Source organism: Phascolarctobacterium sp. Marseille-Q4147 (assembly GCF_017968825.1).
Lineage (GTDB): Bacteria > Bacillota > Negativicutes > Acidaminococcales > Acidaminococcaceae > Phascolarctobacterium_A.
This window is the reverse complement of record NZ_CP072874.1, coordinates 2,310,182-2,330,726: the sequence shown is the minus strand read 5'-3', so window position 1 is coordinate 2,330,726 and position 20,545 is coordinate 2,310,182. Positions and strand designations below refer to the sequence as shown.

The 20,545-nt window shown below is 51.5% G+C and carries 18 protein-coding genes; 17 read left to right on the top strand and 1 reads right to left on the bottom strand.

Going from position 1 to position 20,545, the window contains the following annotated elements; translation table 11 throughout:
• Positions 1-13: 13 nt before the first annotated feature.
• From rlmN to rpe, 5 genes are read left to right on the top strand one after another with little or no spacing between them, the layout of a single operon-like run.
• Positions 14-1,069 (top strand): 23S rRNA (adenine(2503)-C(2))-methyltransferase RlmN, encoded by a 1,056-nt coding sequence (rlmN, locus tag KAH19_RS10660; protein WP_210684572.1) that lies wholly within the window; start codon positions 14-16, stop codon positions 1,067-1,069.
• The gene (locus KAH19_RS10655; RefSeq protein WP_210684571.1) at positions 1,069-1,815 is read left to right on the top strand and encodes a Stp1/IreP family PP2C-type Ser/Thr phosphatase; all 747 of its coding nucleotides are present in this window, start codon (positions 1,069-1,071) and stop codon (positions 1,813-1,815) included. The genes rlmN and KAH19_RS10655 overlap by 1 nt, the downstream gene beginning before the upstream one ends.
• Positions 1,808-3,772: a Stk1 family PASTA domain-containing Ser/Thr kinase gene (gene pknB / locus KAH19_RS10650; protein ID WP_210684570.1), complete on the top strand. Its 1,965-nt coding sequence runs from the start codon at positions 1,808-1,810 to the stop codon at positions 3,770-3,772. The genes KAH19_RS10655 and pknB overlap by 8 nt, the downstream gene beginning before the upstream one ends.
• 2 nt (positions 3,773-3,774) lie before the next feature.
• Positions 3,775-4,674, top strand: a complete 900-nt coding sequence (gene rsgA, locus KAH19_RS10645) for a ribosome small subunit-dependent GTPase A (RefSeq protein ID WP_210684569.1) — start codon at positions 3,775-3,777, stop codon at positions 4,672-4,674.
• Entirely contained in the window at positions 4,674-5,315 is a 642-nt protein-coding gene (gene rpe, locus KAH19_RS10640) for a ribulose-phosphate 3-epimerase (RefSeq protein WP_210685548.1), read from the top strand. Before rsgA ends, rpe begins: the two co-directional genes overlap by 1 nt.
• A gap of 111 nt (positions 5,316-5,426) precedes the next feature.
• On the opposite strand, the gene KAH19_RS10635 is transcribed toward rpe, so the two are convergent.
• Positions 5,427-6,053, bottom strand: a complete 627-nt coding sequence (locus KAH19_RS10635; protein WP_210684568.1) for a DNA-3-methyladenine glycosylase — start codon at positions 6,051-6,053, stop codon at positions 5,427-5,429.
• Between the two features lie 259 nt (positions 6,054-6,312).
• Here KAH19_RS10635 and gltX point away from each other — a divergent pair, with 259 nt between their 5' ends.
• The 12 genes from gltX (at position 6,313) to modB (ending at position 20,544) form a co-directional block, all read left to right on the top strand.
• A complete protein-coding gene (gene gltX, locus KAH19_RS10630; protein ID WP_009145224.1) occupies positions 6,313-7,782 on the top strand; it encodes a glutamate--tRNA ligase in 1,470 nt (489 codons plus the stop codon).
• 131 nt (positions 7,783-7,913) lie between these two features.
• Complete coding sequence (locus KAH19_RS10625) at positions 7,914-8,756, top strand: protease inhibitor I42 family protein (protein ID WP_210684567.1); 843 nt, start codon at positions 7,914-7,916, stop codon at positions 8,754-8,756.
• Positions 8,757-8,772: 16 nt separating this feature from the next.
• A complete protein-coding gene (gene zapA / locus KAH19_RS10620; protein WP_210684566.1) occupies positions 8,773-9,225 on the top strand; it encodes a cell division protein ZapA in 453 nt (150 codons plus the stop codon).
• 7 nt (positions 9,226-9,232) lie between these two features.
• Positions 9,233-11,698: a DUF3656 domain-containing protein gene (locus KAH19_RS10615; RefSeq protein WP_210684565.1), complete on the top strand. Its 2,466-nt coding sequence runs from the start codon at positions 9,233-9,235 to the stop codon at positions 11,696-11,698.
• 286 nt (positions 11,699-11,984) lie between these two features.
• Complete coding sequence (locus KAH19_RS10610; RefSeq protein ID WP_210684564.1) at positions 11,985-13,241, top strand: DEAD/DEAH box helicase; 1,257 nt, start codon at positions 11,985-11,987, stop codon at positions 13,239-13,241.
• 200 nt (positions 13,242-13,441) lie between these two features.
• Complete coding sequence (locus KAH19_RS10605) at positions 13,442-14,233, top strand: xanthine dehydrogenase family protein subunit M (protein WP_210684563.1); 792 nt, start codon at positions 13,442-13,444, stop codon at positions 14,231-14,233.
• Positions 14,233-14,700 (top strand): (2Fe-2S)-binding protein, encoded by a 468-nt coding sequence (locus KAH19_RS10600; RefSeq protein ID WP_210684562.1) that lies wholly within the window; start codon positions 14,233-14,235, stop codon positions 14,698-14,700. Before KAH19_RS10605 ends, KAH19_RS10600 begins: the two co-directional genes overlap by 1 nt.
• 15 nt (positions 14,701-14,715) lie before the next feature.
• The gene (locus KAH19_RS10595) at positions 14,716-16,995 is read left to right on the top strand and encodes a xanthine dehydrogenase family protein molybdopterin-binding subunit (RefSeq protein ID WP_210684561.1); all 2,280 of its coding nucleotides are present in this window, start codon (positions 14,716-14,718) and stop codon (positions 16,993-16,995) included.
• Positions 16,996-17,459: 464 nt separating this feature from the next.
• Entirely contained in the window at positions 17,460-18,416 is a 957-nt protein-coding gene (gene moaA, locus KAH19_RS10590; protein WP_210684560.1) for a GTP 3',8-cyclase MoaA, read from the top strand.
• A 24-nt stretch (positions 18,417-18,440) separates the two neighbouring features.
• Entirely contained in the window at positions 18,441-18,929 is a 489-nt protein-coding gene (gene moaC / locus KAH19_RS10585; RefSeq protein ID WP_210684559.1) for a cyclic pyranopterin monophosphate synthase MoaC, read from the top strand.
• Positions 18,914-19,864 (top strand): MOSC domain-containing protein, encoded by a 951-nt coding sequence (locus KAH19_RS10580; protein WP_210684558.1) that lies wholly within the window; start codon positions 18,914-18,916, stop codon positions 19,862-19,864. Before moaC ends, KAH19_RS10580 begins: the two co-directional genes overlap by 16 nt.
• Before the next feature lie 5 nt (positions 19,865-19,869).
• Entirely contained in the window at positions 19,870-20,544 is a 675-nt protein-coding gene (gene modB / locus KAH19_RS10575) for a molybdate ABC transporter permease subunit (RefSeq protein ID WP_371816707.1), read from the top strand.
• The last annotated feature ends 1 nt before the right edge of the window (position 20,545 follow it).

Here is a 20,545-nt window from a genome sequence, read left to right as displayed (position 1 = left end):
TAGAGGTAAGAGAATGCAAGATATTTTTGCTTTACCAATAGAAGAATTACAAGAATTATTTGTGGCGGCAGGCCTGAAAAAGTTTCGTGCCAAGCAGGTATTTCAATGGCTGTACCAAAAGTCGGTCTTTGATTTTGCCGCTATGCACAACCTGAGCAAGGCCGATATCGCCGTGTTGCAGGAAAAATTTACCGTGCTGCCGCGCAGTCTGAAAATTTTGCGTGAGCAGAATTCCTCTGACGGCATGACGAGCAAGCTGCTCTTGGGCTTGCCGGACGGAAATTCGGTTGAAACTGTTCTGATGCACCATGACTACGGCTACAGCGTGTGTGTTTCCAGCCAGGTAGGCTGCGATATGCACTGTGCCTTCTGCGCCAGCGGCCTGAAGGGCGCTGTACGCAATCTGACGGCGGCGGAAATCGTAGCGCAGGTTTACCTGTTCAACGAGCGCCTGCGTGAGCAGGGAGCAATGGTGAGCAGAGTGGTGGTTATGGGCAGCGGTGAACCGATGCTGAACTTTGACAGTGTTTTGCAGGCGTTGGATTTTCTGCACCGCGAGGACACCTGCAACATGAGCTACCGTAATATGACGCTTTCGACCTGCGGCATCATTCCGGGTATTAAACGTCTGGAGGAGCAGGGCAAGCCGATAAATCTGGCAATTTCACTGCATGCGGTAAAAAACGAGTTGCGTACAGCACTGATGCCTGTCAACAATGGTTATCCCTTCGTGGATGTGCTGACAGCTGCTGAAAGCTACAGCAAGGCCAGCGGCAGGCAGATAACTTATGAATATATTCTGTTGAAGGGAAAAAATGACAGTCCGCAGGACGCGGAGCTTTTGAGCAATTACCTGCGCTATAAGCAGGCATCTGTTAATCTGATACCGGCCAACCCGGTACCGGAGCAGAGCTTTGAGCGTCCGTCCAAAGCGACAGTAGAACGTTTTTTGCGCATCCTGCAGAAAAACAGGATTAACGCTACCGTTCGTAAGGAGATGGGCAAGGATATTGATGCAGCCTGCGGTCAGCTGCGGGCTAAATTTGCCAAGGAACAGGAGCAAAAATAATGCAGGTAATCAGCAGAACCCATGTGGGCCTGGTCAGAGAGAATAATGAAGATGCGCTGCTGGTACGCGAGCCTTCTCTTTTTGCCGTTGCCGACGGCATGGGAGGCTATGCGGCAGGCGAAATCGCCAGCAGGTCTACTATTAAAGCCTTTGAGGCTGCGACACACAGCCTGCGCCATGAGCAGGAGGAACAGAATATCCGTAAGGTTATGCTGGAGGCCTTTGACAAGGCCAATACGCACGTTTATAAAATGGCGGTGAGCAACGAAAGCTATTCCGGCATGGGAACGACGATGACGGCGCTTTATCTGCCGGGGGACGGGCACGGCTACTGCTGCCATGTAGGCGACAGCAGACTGTATCTGTTCCGCAACGACAAGCTGGAGCAGCTGACGCATGACCATACACTGGTAGCAGATTTAAAGGAACAGGGAAAAATCACGGACGAGGAAGCCTTTGTACATCCGCAGCGCAATATTTTGCTGCAAGCCCTGGGTGTCGAGGAAACAGTCAATGCTGATTTCTTCAGCTTCCGTCTGCAGGAGGGTGACAGGCTGCTGCTGTGCAGCGATGGTCTGTCCGACATGCTGCGTGCAGCTGAAATCAGCCGGATTATCGGCTGTGCAGATCCGGAGCAGGCTGCTGACAAACTGCTGGAGCAGAGCCTGGACAACGGCGGACGCGATAATGTGTCTCTGATTCTGATTGATTTAACTACGCAGGGGGAGGAAAGCTGTAATGGATAAAAATGGCAAGACCATCTTGAACGGACGCTATGAGATTATTCGTCCGATTGGCTATGGCGGTATGGCCGAAGTCTTTTTGGCCCACGACCAGCTTTTGGACCGTAATGTAGCCGTGAAAATGCTGCGCGACCAGTTCCTCGAGGACAACGAGCTGCTGGAGCAGTTCCGCAGGGAGGCAAAATCCGCGGCGCGTCTGGTGCATCCGTATATCATCAACATTTATGATGTTGTGTCGGAAGGCAACAACCAGTATATAGTTATGGAATATGTTGACGGTGTTACTCTGAAGGAGTATATGAAGGAGCATAAGCTGAGCCTGAATACCGTTCTGGAAATCGCTGTGCGTCTTGCAGATGCGCTGCAGCATGCTCATAGCCATAATATTATTCACTGTGACATCAAGCCGCAGAATATTTTGATAGATAAAAATATGAATCCTAAAATCGCTGATTTCGGTATTGCCAAAATGGTCACGAATCAGACGATGGTTTATTCCAAATCGGTGATGGGTTCGGTGCATTATATTTCGCCGGAGCAGGCCTGCGGCGGTAAGATTACTGCCAGCAGCGATGTCTATTCTTTGGGCATAGTGCTCTTCGAAATGCTTACGGGTGAGGTTCCCTACGTCGGCACAACGGCTGTTTCGGTTGCCATGATGCATGTAGAAAAGCCTGTGCCGCAGCTGAAGGACTACATGGATAATGTTCCCGAGGGCATGCAGGAGATTATGAACAAGGCGCTGGCGAAGCGCTGTGAGGACAGATACGCTAACGCCGGACAGATGCGACGCGATTTGCTGAACCTGAAGATGAAGCTCTTCCCGTTCAGCAGCGAGGACTATCATCAGGAGCTGGGCGCGGTGAAGTCCAACGGCAATGTTGTCGATAGCCCTGATGACGGTGCTACGGTGATTATGAAGCCGGTGCGCAGTGAGCTGCCGCCGAAGCAGGTAACTCCGGCTGTAACACAAGAGCCGGAAAAAATTCAGGAAAAGCAGGGAGCAATGCCTTCCGAAAAAGCAGGGGATGAAAAACCGGTGGTTAAGAAAAAGCTGAATTATACCAAACTGATAGTAATGATTACTGCTGCGGTAGTAGCAATTTCACTGGTAGCGCACTTTATCTTCAACCGCAATCTGGCGGAGATTGAGGTGCCTAATGTTACCAATATGACGGTAGTAGAAGCACAGAAGCTGCTGGAGGAAAAGCAGTTTAAGGTAGAGCTGGAGGAAAAATACGGCGATCCTGATAAGTTTAAGCCCGGTACTGTTATGGAACAGTCTCCGAAGGCCGGCGAAAAACGTAAGCAGGGCAGCCTTATTATCCTGACCATCTGTAAGGGCGCGGAGCTGAAGGCAGTGCCTGATGTTACAGGCATGTCGCTGTCGAAGGCGGAGCAGCAGCTGGCGGATGCAGGCTTTAAGGTCGGCAAGGTAACGCGCAAGCATGTGGACGGCGGTAAAATCGGCGCTGTACTCAGCCAGTCGCCGAAGGGCCTGGACAAGGCTCCCAAAGGAACTGCCATCGATCTGGTAATTAACGAGGGCGACAAGCCGGTTCCGAATATTATCGGCAAATCCGTTGACGAAGCCAAGGGCATGCTGGAGCAGGCAGGCCTGAAGCTTGGTGAAATAAAAAAGGTTCAGGATGCCAACGCTAAGAAGAATGTAGTTTTGGCCTGCAACCCGGGTGTAGGCAGTAACCTTAACGACGGCGCGGCTGTAGCGATTACTGTAGCTGCCGGCGGCGAAAAGAAGAGCGCCTACGTTGACTTTGTCGTACCGAGCGGCAAGCCTGCCAACGTGCGTATTGTACTGACGGATGATAACGGCACGGCAACACTGTACAGCGGTACACAAAACGGCAGCGTGCGTCTGCGTCAGAAGGTGGAATATGCAGGCAATGCCAAGGTTCAGTTCATCTGTGACGGCAAGCTCATTTCCGAAAGGAACCTGTAAACATGGCAGAGCTGCAGGGCAGAGTCCTGAAAAATTATAACGGCTATTATTACCTTAAGGTAGAAGGCGAAAGCGAGCCTTATACCTGCAAGGTAAAGGGAAAAATGAAGAAGAACCGTTTTTCGCTGGCAACAGGCGATATCGCTGGCTTTGAGGTAAGCAGCAGCGAAAAACGAGAGGGGATGATTACCGGCGTGCTGCCGCGCAGAAACTTTCTGCCGCGCCCTACGCTGGCTAATCTGGATTTGTTTGTGGTAGCCTTTGCCTGTGCTGCGCCGGATTTCAGCTTTCTGCTGGCAGATAAGCTACTGGCGTTGGCAGAGCTGGCGAAAATTCCTGCGATTTTGGTGCTTAACAAGGAGGATAACGCTCCTGCGGGTCTGATTGAGCAGGTGAAGGCTGTTTATGAGCCTATCGGCTACGAGGTTTATACTCTGTCGGCGCAGAATGGTACCGGTGTGGAGGCTCTGCGTGAGCGTCTGCGTGGTAAAATCTGCGCCTTTGGCGGACCTTCGGGCGTAGGCAAATCGTCTACCATCAACGCCATCGACAGCAGTGTGGACCTGCGCACGGGCGAGGTTAGCGAAAAAATCGGCCGCGGCAAGCATACTACACGCTATGCACAGCTGCTGCCGTTCGACGAAGGCTATATTGCGGACACGCCGGGCTTCGGCAATCTGCTGCTGGAGGGACTGACCGCCGAAATGGTGCTGGCCTCCTTCCGTGAGTTTGCCGATTATGAGGCAGGCTGCAGGTTCTGTCCCTGCACGCATACGCACGAGCCTGTCTGCGGTGTAAAGGATGCTGTGGCTGTAGGAAGAATTTCTGCCAGCCGTTATGAATCATATTTGACAATGTTAGCAGAGGTAAAACTCCTGCAAGAGAAAGAGGGAAGAAAATGATGATTAAAGTTGCTCCATCAATTTTATCTGCCGATTTTGCATATCTGGCTGATGAAATCAAAAAAATTGAAGCTGCCGGTGCCGACTGGGTACACATCGATGTTATGGACGGCCAGTTTGTACCTAACCTGACCTTCGGTGCTCCTGTAGTGAAAAAAATCCGTAAGGTAACCGACCTGTTTTTCGACTGCCATCTGATGGTAGAAAATCCGGAAAAATACATTGCCGATTTCAAGGCTGCCGGTGCCGACCAGATTGTTGTGCATGTAGAAACCACCAAGCATCTGCACCGCTGCATCCAGCAGATTAAGGCTGAGGGCATGAAGGCCGGCGTTGCACTGAACCCTGCTACCAGCCTGAGTACGGTAGAAGAAATTCTGCCTTACGTTGACATGGTACTGCTGATGACCGTTAACCCCGGCTTCGGCGGCCAAAGCTTTATTGAAGGCGTAGTGCCGAAGATTGAGCGCCTGCATGCGATGATTACCGAGCGTGGCCTGAACGTGGATATTCAGGTTGACGGCGGCGTTAATGCCGAAACCTCCAAACTGGTGAAGGCTGCCGGTGCCAACGTATTGGTAGCAGGCTCCTATGTTTACGGAGCTGAGGATACCGCTGCCGCTATTGCCAGCTTGAAATAGTATTCAGTGATTAGTGAACAGTAAATAATGTTCGGAGAATAAGAAAAACCGTCCTTTCCCGTTATCTGCAAATTGCAGACTGGGAAGGACGGTTTTGTTTTGCTTTTTGTGTTATTTTTTTTCGCTATCGTTAGCTTTTTGCCAGATATACCACACTGCGAGCGAGCGCCAGGGACGCCATGTTTCCGTAAGCGTATTGATTTTGCCGCGTTTGGGAATTTCGCTCAGATTAAGCATTTTCTGCAGCTCTTTTTTGAAGATGAAGTCAGCACTGGGTACAACGTCTGTGCGGCACAGAGCCAGCAGCAGAAACATTTCGATGGTCCATTGGCCGAGGCCGCGGATTTGCATCAGCTGCTTGGTAATCTGGCTGTCGGTCATATCATCGAACTTATCCATGGTTACGCTGCCGTTGATCACTGCTTCGGCAAAGCTGCGCAGGTAATCCACCTTTTGCTTAACAAGACCGATGCTGAGCAGGTCCTCGGCGGAAGCAGCAAGCACTGCCTGCGGTGTAATGGGATTGCCGGTGAGGCCTTCGAGCTTTTTCATCAGCTGCTGGCTGACATCAGGCGGCAGCTGTTGGGCAATAATACCGGTCAGTAATATAGTAAAATAAACCTCTTTAGATTTTGGTTTTAACGGACAGGGCGAATAACGGTCAACTAACGGGGCGAGCTCTGGAACGTTTTCACGCAGATAGCGGTCACCGACGGACCAATCTGGGGTTTGGCACATAAGCATCCTCCTTTTATTTACTTCATTACAATATTATAATACGAAAACGGCGGTTAGACAAACGAAAAAATGCGAAATAATAGCAATAAAAGCAGTTTTCTATGAACGAAGTCTTTTGGATTTGCTTTTTCTTTAAATCATGAAGAAAAATAAAAAACGGCGGCAACGCAGATTAATATTTGCACTTTTTTCTTCAAAGCTGTATAATTAGTCTGATTGACAATCTATATTTGTAATTAAAATGTAAGGAGACGATGAAATGTCTGAAGTCAGAGTAAGATTTGCTCCCAGTCCTACTGGGTATTTACATATTGGTGGTGCGCGTACTGCGCTGTTTAACTGGCTGTTTGCCCGCAAAATGGGCGGTAAGCTGATTCTGCGTATCGAGGATACCGATATTGAACGCCTGAAAGAGGATTCCGTAAGCCAAATCCTTACCAGCCTGAAATGGTTGGGCATCAACTGGGATGAAGGCCCGGAGGCCGGCGGCGAATACGGTCCTTACTATCAGTCCGAGCGCTTTGATATTTACAAAAAATATGCTCAGCAGCTGTTGGACGAAGGCAAAGCATACTACTGCTTCTGCACTACCGAGGATCTGGCTGCACAACGCGAAAAACAACGCGCTGCTAAGCAACCGTTCCGTTATGCACGTACCTGCCGCGATATTCCGGCAGAGGAGGCTAAAGCACGCATTGCTGCAGGCGAACCGTATTCCATCCGTATCAAGATTCCTGCCGAAGGCAGCATCACCGTTCATGACCTGATTCATGGCGAAGTTACCTTTAACATGGACCAGTTCGACGATTTCGTAATTGTAAAATCCAACGGTATTCCTACCTATAACTTCGCTGTTTGTGTCGATGACCATCTGATGGGCATGACTCACGTACTGCGTGCCGAGGAGCATCTTTCCAACACTCCGAAGCAGCTGCTGGTTTACGAAGCACTGGGTTGGGAGCCGCCTAAGTTCGGTCATATGCCGATGATTCTGGCTATGGACCGTTCCAAGCTGAGCAAACGTCACGGCGCAACCTCCGTTGAAGAATTCCGTAGCCAAGGCTATCTGCCGGAAGCTATCATCAATTATCTTACTCTGCTTGGCTGGGGCCCCGGCGATGAACGCGAAATCTTCACTTTGGAAGAAACTGTTAAGCTGTTTGAGCTGGAGCAGATGAGCAAAAAGGCTGCTATTTATGACACCAAAAAGCTCACCTGGATGAACGGCCAATATCTGTCCGAGCTGCCGCTGGAAAAAATTCTGCCGGATGCTAAGCCCTTCTTCGTTAAAGACGGCTTGGTAACCGAAGAATGGTTCAACGATGCTGCCAACGAAGCATACTTTGAAAAGCTCGTAGACGTTGTACGTGTACGCGTTAAAACTCTGCAGGAGGTTGCCGATGCTTCCACTTACTTCTTCAAGGATGTTGAAGAATATGATGAAAAGGGTGTAGCTAAGCACTTCAAGGCAGAAAATATTCCTGTTCTGGAGCAGTGCATTGCAGCAATTAAAGCTGATGATGTATATGACCTGGCTTCTACCGAAGCAGCATACAATAAGATTGCTGCCGATAACGGTCTGGCTCTGGGCAAGGTTATCCATCCGACTCGTCTGGCTCTGACCGGACGCACCGTAAGCCCCGGTATGTTTGACGTTATGGTTCTGCTGGGTAAGGAAAGAACTCTGGCACGTCTGGAAAAGGCTGTTGAGTTCATTAAAAGTTTATGATTGTAAAATAGCGATTGGCGGCTTGTTTTAGCGCGATTGCTTTAATTGAGCAGGAGGGCTTTTCTTCCTGCTTAATTTTTACCAAGAGGTTCAAGGCTTGGAACATTGCTTTTGGAAAGGAGCTGCAGGCTATGAAAATCCTGTTGACAACATTATTATGCTTATGTTTATCTCTGCCGGTGCTGGCAGACCAGCAGACTACGGTGCTTACCGAACAGACCTCTGTAGGCAAGGCAACGGCAACGCTGCCCTACATCGATGGCAGTAATTCCGCAGAGCTGGAAAAACAGGCCAACGCTATGGTGCGCGACGCTGCAGCTAAGCTGGTAAAAGAGGTAGGCGGTCAGGGAAGTGTAACCTATAAGGTGATGCTGAACCGTCCGAGTATGGTGAGCCTGCTGCTGGAGGCAGACAACGGCGGACGCAAGGCATATGCCGGACTGAATCTTGATTTGACCACCGGCAAGGAGTTCGAGGTTACGGATTTCTTTGTCGATAATGATAATGTAAAGGCTGCCTTAGGCAATTATGATAATGTGCTCTTCGGCGAAGAGGGCTTGTTTGTGCGCAGCAAAAAAAATACTGCCTATAGCAGCTTTGTGCCCTACAGGGATGTAGTTACCTCTCTGCGCATCGGCGAAGCGGGACGCCTGCTGCAGCTGGCAAAAATTACCGATAAGGCTGCAGGCAAAACACTGCGTCTGCCTGCAAGCGGACTGATGGCGCTGAAGCTGGACAGCAATCCTTCCACCGGCTACGGCTGGCAATTTGCCTGCAGCTCACCGGCAGTAAGCAAGGTAGGCAGCTCGTTTACCATTCCGCGTGGTGACGAGGAAAGAATGGGTGCGCCCGGCGTTGAAATTCTGGTGCTGGCAGTTACAAAGCCCGGTACCTATAATATCCGCATGGATTACAAGCGCTCTTGGGAAAAAATGAGCCTGCAGAGCTTTAACTTTACCGTTATCGCAGAATAAGCTAGAGGATGTGTTTATGGAAAAAGCATCAGTTTCTGTAAAAATATATAATAGTACCTATGCATTAACGACCTCTGCTTCCGAAGAACAGGTGCTGAAAATAGCAGCAGAGGTAGACAGAAGAATGCAAGAGCTGGCAGAAAGCAAAAAGCTGCTGCAGACAGATAAAATCGCCATCTGGACGGCGCTTGACCTGGCTGCAGACAGACTGGAACTGCAGGAAAAATGCGTTGCTCTGAAACAGGAAATGCAGCAGCAATCCGTGGCAGCGGAGCAAAAAATGCAGGAAAAATGCGCTGCGATGGAGCAGGAGCTGCAGCAAAAATGCGCAGCAGCAGAACAGAAAATGCAGGAAAAATATGCTGCGCTCGAGCTGGAAATGCAGCAAAGAAATGCTGTGCTGGCAGAAGAGCTGCAAAGCCTGCAGGCCAGATACGACAGACTGCTGGCAGCAGTGCGTGAAAGGTAGATAACATATGGAAAAGAAAACAATAGAACTGCTTGCTCCCGCAGGTAGCTGGGAAGCATTGGAGGCAGCGGTAAACGCCGGCTCCGATGCTGTATATATGGGCGGTAAAGCCTTTGGCGCACGTGCCTATGCCAGCAATTTTGATGAAGAGGAAATGGCGAAGGCGGTGTATTTTGCGCATATGCACCATGTGCGCCTGTATATTACCGTCAATACTTTGGTTGATGACAGCGAGCTGGAGGCTTTATCCGCTTACCTGCTGTTTTTGAATAACGTAGGCGTAGACGGACTCATTGTGCAGGATTTGGGCGTTATCCGCCTGGCGAAAAAAATTGTGCCGGAACTGCCGCTGCATGCCAGCACGCAGATGAGCATTACCAACAGCAGCGGTGTAGACTTCGCTATGGGCGCAGGCATGGAGCGCAGCGTATTGGCGCGCGAGCTGAGCCTGAAGGAAATCGGTGCAGCCTGCAGCCGAGGCAGTGAAATCGAAACCTTTATCCATGGCGCTTTGTGCGTATGCTACAGCGGTCAATGCCTGATGAGCAGTCTTATCGGCGGCCGCAGCGGCAACCGCGGACGCTGTGCCCAGCCTTGCCGTTTGCCGTATAAGCTGCTCAACGCGAAGGATGAGGATATGCTGCAGGGCAAGGATGCAGGCCAGTATCTGCTGAGCCCCAAGGATATGAATACCTTGAGCATTTTGCCGCAGCTGATTGACGCAGGCGTTGTGTCCTACAAAATCGAAGGACGCATGAAGCGCCCCGAATATGTTGCGGTAGTAGTAGATGCTTACCGCCGTGCGATTGACAGCTATCTTGCCGGTGACTACAACGTGCCGGAGGAGGATTTGGCGAATATCGAGCAAATCTTCAACCGTGACTTTACCACCGCTTATCTGGAGCGTCGTCCTGGACGCACGATGATGAGCGACCGCCGTCCCAACAACCGCGGCGTGCTTATCGGCCGTGTAGCGAAGCTGGATAAAAACCGTAATAAGGCAGTTATCAAGCTGGATAAGGAGCTGCATCTGGGCGATGGCTTGGAGTTCTGGGTAAGCGTGGGCGGACGTGTGGGCACCACTGTTACGGATATGCTGTGTGGCGGCAATAGTGTGCAGAGCGCTGCCACCGGACAGCAGGTAACGATTGATGTGCCTAACGGAGTACGTTTGAATGACCGCGTTTTCCGTACGCTCGACAGCAGATTGATGAGCTATGCGCAGCAGTTCTTCGGACCGGACGCCAAAAAACGCATTCCGGTAGATGCCGTTGTTACTGCACGTTTGGGCGAGCCTATGACCGTTACGCTGACGGATGTTGAAGGCAACGTAGGCTACGGAGAAACCGATTTTATCGTAGAGGCAGCACGCAAGCGTGCGCTGGATGAGGCCGGTGTGCGCAAGCAGCTGGACCGCCTCGGTACGACTGAATATTTCCTGAACAGCCTGATCTTTGAGCATGATGAAAATGTTATGGTGCCGATGAGCGAAATGAACGAAGCACGCCGTATGGCATGCGAGGCACTGGATGCAGCGCGTCTGAATGCCTTCGCACCGGCGCGCACAGCGGTGCACAGCTTCAGCGAGCAATTAGTGCCGCAGGCACATAAGGCTAAACAGCATGAATCCGTTCTGGTAGTGCATTGCGACAGCGTTGAGAAGGTCAATGCTGCGCTGCAGGCAGGTGCTGAACGCATTCTTTTCGGCGGTGACTGCTTCAATCATCAGCTGCCGTCCGAGGCGGATTATGCTAAGGCTGCCAAGCTGGTGCGCAAGGCAGGCCGTCAGCTGGCCTTTGCTACTCCGCGTATCATTAAAGAAGCACAGCTGGCATATTTCGACAAGCTCTTCACTCTGTGGGAAGAGCTGCAGCCGGATTTTGTTTACATAAACAACAACGGCTTGTGGCCATTGGCGAAGAAGCATGCTGCACTCAATTTGGTAGCAGATATGTCTTTGAACATCTTCAATAGCCAGACACTGCAGTTTTGGCAGGAGCAGGGCGCTGCAGGCGCAGTGCTCAGCCCCGAGCTGACCATGGCGCAGGTTGAGCATCTTGTGAGCGTCAGCCCGCTGCCGTTGGAGTGCATGATTCAGGGACGTTTGGAAATGATGGTTTCCGAATACTGCGTAGGCGGCAGCTTCCTGGGTGCGCTGGATAAGGGTGCCTGCAAGTTTAACTGTGCAGAGCCTTTGTTCCTTGGTGACCGCAAGGATGCACGCTTCCCGATTGTTACGGACCAGTTCTGCCGCATGCATATTCTGAACGCACATGAGCTTTCGATGACTGCCAATGTGCAGCATATGGCGGAAGCAGGCGTGGTTGCGCTGAGAATTGACGGCCGTGATTACGATGCGGCGCGTCTGGGCGAGCTTGTGGCGCTGTACCGCAAGATTCTCGGCGGTGCGGTGGAGGCACCGGAAAATCTGCCGGGTACTACAAGAGGCCACTATTTCAGAGGCGTAATGTAAAAGCAAATATCAGCTTGATAGGCTGAATAAATTGAATAAGTCAAGGCTCCTGTCAGCAATCGCCGGCAGGAGCCTTTTGTCGCATGTACAATTTGTTTGCCTAAGCATTTTTATATGCTTTATTATAAAAATCAGAGATAGTTCTCAGGCTATAGCAATCATATGCAGCAGAAAAATTTGCCTGCATCTTTCCGTTCCTGCCTGATTTATGATATAATACTAAAGTTATAGAGAAAAACGACCATAAGGTCAGAAGATAAATTTTAGAGGAAAAGAGGAATGTGAAATGACAAATGGATTTGCAGCCTTAAAGGTTTGTGCCCACACCGTAGAGCAGCTTCAGAAAATGGGCATCAAAAAGCCGATGCCGGTACAGGAGCAGGCTATCCCGGCGCTGTTTGCCGGACGTGATGTAATCGCCCGTGCGCAGACAGGTACAGGCAAGACACTGGCGTTCTTGGTGCCGCTGGCAGAAAAAATCGATACTGCCAAAAGCTATGTGCAGGCATTGGTAATTACGCCGACGCGTGAGCTGGCACAGCAGATTGCTACCGAAATGAAAAAAATCCTGGGCGAAAGCGATATCAAGGTGCTGGCTGTTACCGGCGGACGCGATTTCGAAACGCAAAAATATAAGCTGGAGGGACGCAGCCATGTGCTGATCGGTACTCCCGGCCGTCTGCTGGACCATATCCGCAAGGGCAACACCGACCTTGGCGGCGTGCGCTATCTGGTACTGGATGAGGTTGACGAAATGCTCCAGCAGGGCTTTATGGATGAAGCGCTGGAGCTGATTGCTATGACTGCGCCGGAGCATCAGACGATGCTTTGCTCCGCAACTCTGTCGGAAGAGGTGCGCAAGCTGGGACGCAAGCTGACGAAAAACTGCGCGCTGATTGATATCAATCCTGACCAGGCTACTGTTGAGAAAATCAAGCAGATTTGCCTGAAAACAACCGACGAATACAAGAATAAGGCTGTGGCAGCGCTCATTGACCGCCTGAATCCTTATCTGATGATTGTTTTCTGCATGAGCAAGGAGCGCACCAAGGAGCTGGGCGACTGGCTGGGCATGCAGGGCTACAATGTTGATGTACTGCATGGCGAAATGTCTCCCGCAAAGCGCAAAACTGTTATGAAGGCCTTCCGTGATGCTAAGATTCAAATTCTGGTTGCCAGCGATTTGGCTGCCCGCGGATTGGACGTTGAGGGCGTAACCCATGTTGTGAACTACGATATTCCGCATGATGTCGACTGGTATGTTCACCGTATCGGCCGTACCGGACGTGCAGGCAATGAGGGCGAAGCAATTACGCTTTATACTGCCGACGAGGTTAAATGGCTGCGTAATATCGAAACCAAGCTGGGAATTCTGATGGAACGCCAAAACCTGGAGGGCGGTGTTGTGGCACGTCGCGTTGCTGTGGCTGCCAAAAAGAAAAAGCCCGCAGGACCTAAGCGCGGACGTAATTCAGTTGTTGACAAGCGCAAGGCTCCCAAAACCGGCAGCAACCGCCGTCAGGGTGCTAAAAAAGGCAAATAAGCAGGCTTTTAAATCTGAATAACAAAACTTTAAGTGTGGATGCTTCTCTTGCTTTACAGAGAGGCATCCATTTTTTCTTATGTCTTAGAAGAATGTAACTTATGAGCCAATGTGCATTTTTTATCTTTTCAAGTATAGAAAAAATATGGTAAAATATAATGGAATAGGTATGCAATAAAAAAAGAACAGGAGGGCAGTATATGTTGACAATTCGTGAATATAAGCAGGCAGCAACGCTGGAGGAGGCCTGGCAGCTGAACCAGAAGCGTCCTAACCGCGTGCTTGGCGGTATGCTGTGGATGCGCCTGAGCAAGGGCAATGTGCAGACAGCGATTGATTTGTCGGCTTTAGGCCTTGATACAATAGAGGAAACTGAAACAGAATTCCGCATCGGTGCGATGGTGAGCTTGCGCCGGCTAGAGCTGCATGAAGGCTTTACCGCCTACAGTGAGGGAGCAAATAAGGAGGCGCTGCGCCATATTGTAGGTGTGCAGTTCCGTAATCTTGCTACCGTAGGCGGCAGTGTGTTCGGCCGCTTCGGCTTTTCGGATGTGCTGACACTGCTTTTGGTAATGGACAGCTATGTGGAATTATACAAGGGCGGTATCGTGCCGTTGGCAGATTTTGTGAATATGCCGTATGACAGAGATATTCTGGTGCGCATTATTGTTAAAAAGACTGCGGCGCATTACAGCTATAAATCCGTGCGTATCAGCAAAACCGACTTTCCGGTGCTGACCTGCGTGGCGGCGCTGACGCAGGAAGGCGTGCAGGTTGCAGTGGGCGCACGCCCGGCGAAGGCTGCGCTGGTGAAGGATGCAGAGCAGCTCGCAACTCTGCCTATGACTGCCGAGAAGGCACAGGCCTTTGCGGAATATGCTGCAGGCTTATTGCCGACGGAAACTAATCCGCGTGGCAGTGCTGAGTATCGTACACACCTGATTAAGGTGCTGACAGCAAGATGTTTAACAGAACTGGGAGGTAAGGACTGATGGAGATAACCTTAACCTTAAATGGCAAAAAGCTGACTCGTATGGTGGAAGCTGATACAGTTTTACTCGATTTTCTGCGCAAGGAAGGCTGCTACAGCGTAAAGCGCGGCTGTGACACTACCAACTGCGGTTTATGCACGGTGTTTATGGATGATAAGCCGGTGCTTTCCTGTGCTGTTTTGGCAGCTCGTGCTGCAGGCCACAGCATCGTAACGATGGAAGGACTGCAGCAGGAGGCAGCGCAGTTCGGTGCCTTTATTGCCGACCAGGGCGCGGAGCAGTGCGGCTTCTGCAACCCCGGCATGATTATGAACGCGATTGCGTTGCTGCGTGAAAACAGCGAGCCTACGGAAGAAGAAATCAAGGAATTTCTGGCAGGCAACCTGTGCCGTTGCTCCGGCTATGAGGGACAGCTGCGCGGAATTCAGAATTTCATCGCCTGGAAAAAAGCTCAGGCGCAGGCATAAGGAGGGGAGCTGCAGATGAAAATAGTTAACCAATCCTACCGCAAAAAGGATGCTATGCAGCTGGTGACAGGCCAGCCTGTCTATACCGATGACCTGGTGCCGAACGACTGCCTGCTTGTCAAGGTGCTGCGCTCTCCGCATGCGAATGCTATTATTGAAAGCATTAACACCGCGATTGCAGCCAAGGTGCCTGATATCGAAGCAATTTATACCTGGGAGGATGTGGACCAGGACGGCGAGCGCTGCACCTATGCAGGCCAGACCTATCCCGAACCGAGTCCCTATGACCGCCTGCTGCTGGACCGTCATGTACGCTTTGTGGGTGACATTGTAGCGATTGTTGCTGGCAAAACGGAAAAGGCTGTCGACAAGGCGCTGTCTTTGATTAAAGTAAAATATCAGCTGTTGGACGCAGTGCTTGACTTCCGCACTGCGCTGGATAACCCTGTGCTCGTGCATCCGGAGGATACCTGGAAGGCGAACTGCCCGGTTGGTGCCGACAATAAGCGCAACCTGTGTGCCCATGAGGTTATCGAGGACGGTGAGGTTGATAAGATTCTGGCGGAATGCGATGTTGTTATCGACCAGACAACTCACACCAAGGCTGTGCAGCAGGATATGATGGAGCCGTTCGTAACCTACTGTTCCATTGATACCTACGGCCGTCTGAATATCCTCAGCTCTACGCAGATAGTTTTCCATTGCCGCCGCATTATTGCGAACGCGCTGCATATCCCCAAAACCATGGTACGCGTGGTTAAACCGCGTATCGGTGGCGGCTTCGGCGCTAAGCAGAGCTGTGTCAGCGAAATGTATCCGGCCTTTGTTACCTGGAAAACAAAAAAGCAGAGTAAGATGATTTTCTCGCGTTATGAATGTCATATAGCTTCCAGCCCGCGCCACGAGATGGAGGTGCGCGTGCGTCTTGGTGCTACTAAAGAAGGCAAAATCCGCGCGATTGATTTATATACTCTTTCCAATACCGGTGCTTACGGCGAGCATGGTCCCACGACCGTCGGCCTTTCCGGTCACAAGTCTATTCCTCTGTACCGTACCGAGGCCTTCCGCTTCGGCTTTGACGTAGTTTACACCAACCTGCAGGCCGCAGGCGCATACCGCGGTTATGGCGCTCCTCAGGGAATTTTTGCTGTGGAGTCCGCTGTGAACGAGCTGGCAGCACGTCTGAAAATGGACCCGATTAAGCTGCGCGAGATGAATATTACGCGTGAGGGCGATATTATGCCTGCTTATTATGGTGCGCCCAACACAAGCTGTGCGTTGGACCGCTGCCTGGAGCAGGTACGCGAGATGAGCGGCTGGGAGCAGAAGTTCCCGCTGCAGCAGCTGCCTGACGGCAAGGTACGCACAATGGGTGTGGCTATCGCAATGCAGGGCAGCTCCATTCCTTACTGCGACGTCGGCGGTGCTACCCTCAAAATTAACGACGAGGGACATTACACACTGCTGATCGGTGCTGCTGATATGGGCACCGGCTGCGATACCGTTCTGGCGCAGATGGCAGCAGAGGTTTTGGAATGTGATTATGATAACATTACCGTATTCGGTGCGGATACCGACGCGTCTCCGTATGACTCCGGTTCCTACGCATCCAGTACAACATATATTACCGGCAAGGCCGTAGAAATCTGCGCACAGCGTTTGCGCGGGAAGATTTGCCAGCTGGGCGCACGTATGCTGGAATGCGGTACGGATCAGGTTGTTTTTGACGGACGCGAGGTGCGTGATACCGTCAGCGACAAGGCTGTAAGCCTCTTTGATATCGCCACTGCTTCCATGGTGAATAATGATATCGCTCTGGAAGAAACCGTGGAGCAAAACAGCGTGCTGTCCCCGCCGCCGTTTATGGCCGGTGTGGCTGAGGTTGAAACCGACCTGCTGACAGGTGAGGCACAGGTTGTGAACTTCTACGCATCTGTTGACTGCGGTACTCCTGTTAACCCGCATCTGGCGAAGGTGCAGACTGAGGGTGGCATTCTGCAGGGCATCGGCATGGCGCTGATGGAAAACGTAACCTACAGCCCCAAGGGACGTATTTACGAAAACTCCTTCATGCAATATAAGGTTCCCTGCCGTGAGGATATCGGTCATATCTATGTTGACTTTGCCAGCAGCTATGAGGAAAGCGGTCCCTTCGGTGCCAAATCCGTGGGCGAGCTGGTAATCAATACTCCGGCTCCGGCGATTGCCGACGCAATTTATCAGGCAACCGGTAAGCGCTTCATGACGCTGCCGATTACCCCGGAAAAAATTGCTATGGGCGTTGACGAAGAATAAGATTTTAATAAGCTGAAAACAAATGTGGTTGCAAGACCACATTTGTTTTGGCAGGCGTTATTCTCGGGTGAGAGTGACGATGGAGCGCTTTGCCACCTTTCGCCTCACTGTGTTCGGCACATTCCCTATACTAAGACCCATTTTTCATAAAATGAAAAATGCTGGTCGTGTTATACTCGACTCGAAGAGTGCAAGGGGCAGGCAAGAAGGACAGCAGAACACAAACAGGTTAGCTCAAAGCCTTAACGAGCAATTAATATATCGCAGCACAACCCTCAGTCATCGCCTACGGCGATGCCAGCTCCCTTTCAGGGAGCATATAAAAGTTAGAGTTTCAAAATACAATTATATCTCCCCTGAAAGGGGAGGTGGATGCGAGCATAGCGAGCAGACGGAAGGGTTGGGATACTCTTTGTTCACGCTTTGTAAACTAATTTCAATTCACGTAAAAAAGGACTACAATCATGTATGACCAATACAACCGCAAAATAGATTACCTGCGCATTTCCCTTACCGACCGCTGCAATCTGCATTGCCGCTATTGTCAGCCGGAGGTGAGTGAGCATGTGCCGCATAACGAAATATTGCGCTATGAGGAGCTTTTGCGCATCTGCCGCGTTGCGCTGCAGCTTGGCATCCGCAAATTCAAAATCACCGGCGGCGAGCCTTTGCTGCGCAAGGGCTGCAGTGATTTTATCGCCAGACTGAAGCAAATGGAAGGTGTGGAGCAGGTAACGCTGACGACGAACGGCACACTGCTGGTGCAGCAGCTGCCTGCGCTTATCGCAGCGGGTGTGGACAGCATTAACGTTAGTTTGGACACGCTGGAAGCGGCGTATTATACAGAGCTTACCGGCGGCAGACTGAGCAGCGTTTTGCAGGCACTGCAGGAGCTGCAGTCTGCAGGGATTCCGTTCAAGCTGAATTGCGTGCCTTTGGCGGAGAACGGTTTTGCGGATATCATGGCGCTGCTGCAGCTAGCAGACAAATATAATGCACCACTGCGCTTCATTGAGCTGATGCCGCTAGACTGCAACGCTGATCTGCGAGGAGTGAGCGGCAGTGAAATCCGTAGTCAACTGGAGCAGTCAGGCCTGCAGCTGCAGCCAGACGCACAGTGCTACGGCAACGGTCCTGCAAGCTATTGGCGCATCAGCGGTTATGCAATGCCGGTGGGCTTTATCGAACCGCTGCACAATAAATTCTGCGCTGTCTGTAACAGGGCGCGTCTTACCTCCGTGGGCATGCTGAAGCCCTGTCTTTACTGTAACGAGGGCATGAACCTCAAGCGCTTGCTGCGTGACGGTGCAAGTGATGCTGATTTGCTGCAGGCGATGCAGGAGATTATTTACGCTAAGCCTGCGGGACACAGCTTTGATGTAAAAGCAGCGCGCTTTAATATGAGCCAGATAGGCGGATAAATACAAGCTTTGGAGGAGCAGACAATGAGTGAATTTACACATTTTGACGCTGCCGGCAATGCTCTGATGGTGGATGTCAGCGACAAGGCTGACACCGCGAGGGTTGCCGTGGCGCAGGGAAAAATCTGCGTAAGCAGAGAGATATATGAAAAAATTGCTGCCGGCAGTATGGCCAAGGGTGATGTGCTGGGCGTGGCGCGCGTCGCGGGAATTATGGCGGCCAAGCGCACCAGTGAGCTGATTCCGTTGTGCCATCTGCTGCAGCTGACGAAGTGCACGGTAGATTTTGAGCTGTTGGCGGAAAACGGCAGCTATGCCGTACAGGCGCAATGCCTGGTAAAAACTACGGGCAAGACAGGCGTGGAGATGGAGGCGCTGACAGGCGTACAGATTGCCTTGCTGACGATTTACGATATGTGCAAGGCTGTGGACAAGGCAATGGTGATTACAGATGTGCATCTGCTGAGCAAAGCGGGCGGAAAGAGCGGTGATTTTGTATGGAAGCAAGCATAAAGGGTATAATTAAAGCTGTATGTATCAGTAAAAAGAAGGGTACAGAAAAGCATCCGGTTAATGAGATTGTCCTCAAAGAAAATTTCGGCATCGAGGGTGATGCTCACGCCGGGAAATGGCACCGTCAGGTGAGTTTGCTGAGTGCGGAAAAGGTGGATGAATTCAATGCGCGCGGCGGTGATGCCGCTATCGGTGCCTTCGGTGAAAATATTCTCGTAAGCGGTATCGACTTCAAAAAGCTGCCGGTAGGCAGCATCATGCGCAGTGGTGACGTAGTGATGAAGCTGACGCAGATTGGCAAGGAATGCCACAGCCACTGCACGATTTTTGCGCGTGTGGGCGACTGCATTATGCCGCGTGAGGGCGTTTTTGCTACGGTAGAGCATGGCGGCGTTCTGCGCAGCGGCATGGAGCTGGAGGTGACGCTGCCTGCAGCCGACGCACCTTTGCGTGCGGCGGTAATGACGCTTTCGGATAAGGGTGCAGCAGGTGAGCGTGTCGATACCAGCGGCCCGCGGGCAGCACAGTTGTTGGCGGAGGCAGGCTACGAAATTGTGGAGCAGGTTTTGCTTCCCGACGCGCAGAAGAGAATCGAACGTGAGCTGATACGTCTGGCGGACAGCAGACAGGTTGATCTGATTATCACCACAGGCGGCACGGGCCTGTCGCTGCGTGATGTTACACCGGAGGCAACTATGGCGGTGGCTACACGCAATGTGCCCGGTATTGCGGAGGCCATCCGTGCGGAATCGCTGAAGATTACGCGGAGGGCAATGCTGAGCCGCGGCGTTAGTGTTGTGCGCGGACAGACGCTGATTGTGAATCTGCCGGGCAGCACCAAAGCGGTGGAGGAAGCGTTGGCAATCGTTTTGCCGCAGCTGAAGCATGGACTGCGTATCCTGAAGGGCAGCGCCCATGACTGTGCAAGAAAATGAGCGCAATTGACTGGTCACCGCTGTGGATTTCGCTGCATACTGCGGCAGCAACAATCATAATAGTTTTCTTTATCGGCGTAATTATTGCCTGGTGGGTGGAACGGCTGCAGAGCCAAAGCTTGAAGATTTTTGCCGACGCTGTAATAACACTGCCGATGGTGCTGCCTCCTACGGTAGCAGGCTTCTTTCTCTTATATTTTTTCGGTAACAACCGTTTTTTAGGCCAGCTTATTTATCAGCTGACAGGTATAAAAATAGCCTTCAGTTGGCTGGCGACGGTGCTGGCAGCAGCGGTAATTTCGCTGCCGCTTATGTACCGCAGTGCACGCGGAGCCTTATCGCAGGTTGATAAGGGCATGCTAGAGGCGGCACGTTCACTGGGCATGACGGAATGGCGCATTTTCTGGCGCATTCATCTGCCGAATGCACTGCCGGGCATTATTGCCGGCGGTCTGCTGGCCTTCGCCCGCGGTCTGGGTGAATTCGGCGCCACGGCGATGATTGCCGGCAATATCGCAGGACGCACACGCACACTGCCGCTCGCGGTTTATTTTGCCGTCGCGGCAGGCGATTGGGAGGCCGCAGGCTGGTATGTGGCCGTAATTGTGGGCATCTGCCTTTTGGTAGTTATCGGTCTTAATGTTTACTTATATAAAACAAAACAACAACAGGGGGAGTAAA

Coding starts and splice junctions, on each gene's coding strand:
- moaA (WP_210684560.1), top strand. CDS start 17,460: ATGTATGACCAATACAACCGCAAAATAGATTACCTGCGCATTTCCCTT.
- KAH19_RS10625 (WP_210684567.1), top strand. CDS start 7,914: ATGAAAATCCTGTTGACAACATTATTATGCTTATGTTTATCTCTGCCG.
- rsgA (WP_210684569.1), top strand. CDS start 3,775: ATGGCAGAGCTGCAGGGCAGAGTCCTGAAAAATTATAACGGCTATTAT.
- KAH19_RS10655 (WP_210684571.1), top strand. CDS start 1,069: ATGCAGGTAATCAGCAGAACCCATGTGGGCCTGGTCAGAGAGAATAAT.
- KAH19_RS10580 (WP_210684558.1), top strand. CDS start 18,914: ATGGAAGCAAGCATAAAGGGTATAATTAAAGCTGTATGTATCAGTAAA.
- gltX (WP_009145224.1), top strand. CDS start 6,313: ATGTCTGAAGTCAGAGTAAGATTTGCTCCCAGTCCTACTGGGTATTTA.
- KAH19_RS10635 (WP_210684568.1), bottom strand. CDS start 6,053: ATGTGCCAAACCCCAGATTGGTCCGTCGGTGACCGCTATCTGCGTGAA.
- KAH19_RS10605 (WP_210684563.1), top strand. CDS start 13,442: ATGTTGACAATTCGTGAATATAAGCAGGCAGCAACGCTGGAGGAGGCC.
- KAH19_RS10600 (WP_210684562.1), top strand. CDS start 14,233: ATGGAGATAACCTTAACCTTAAATGGCAAAAAGCTGACTCGTATGGTG.
- KAH19_RS10595 (WP_210684561.1), top strand. CDS start 14,716: ATGAAAATAGTTAACCAATCCTACCGCAAAAAGGATGCTATGCAGCTG.
- KAH19_RS10615 (WP_210684565.1), top strand. CDS start 9,233: ATGGAAAAGAAAACAATAGAACTGCTTGCTCCCGCAGGTAGCTGGGAA.
- rlmN (WP_210684572.1), top strand. CDS start 14: ATGCAAGATATTTTTGCTTTACCAATAGAAGAATTACAAGAATTATTT.
- moaC (WP_210684559.1), top strand. CDS start 18,441: ATGAGTGAATTTACACATTTTGACGCTGCCGGCAATGCTCTGATGGTG.
- zapA (WP_210684566.1), top strand. CDS start 8,773: ATGGAAAAAGCATCAGTTTCTGTAAAAATATATAATAGTACCTATGCA.
- KAH19_RS10610 (WP_210684564.1), top strand. CDS start 11,985: ATGACAAATGGATTTGCAGCCTTAAAGGTTTGTGCCCACACCGTAGAG.
- pknB (WP_210684570.1), top strand. CDS start 1,808: ATGGATAAAAATGGCAAGACCATCTTGAACGGACGCTATGAGATTATT.
- rpe (WP_210685548.1), top strand. CDS start 4,674: ATGATTAAAGTTGCTCCATCAATTTTATCTGCCGATTTTGCATATCTG.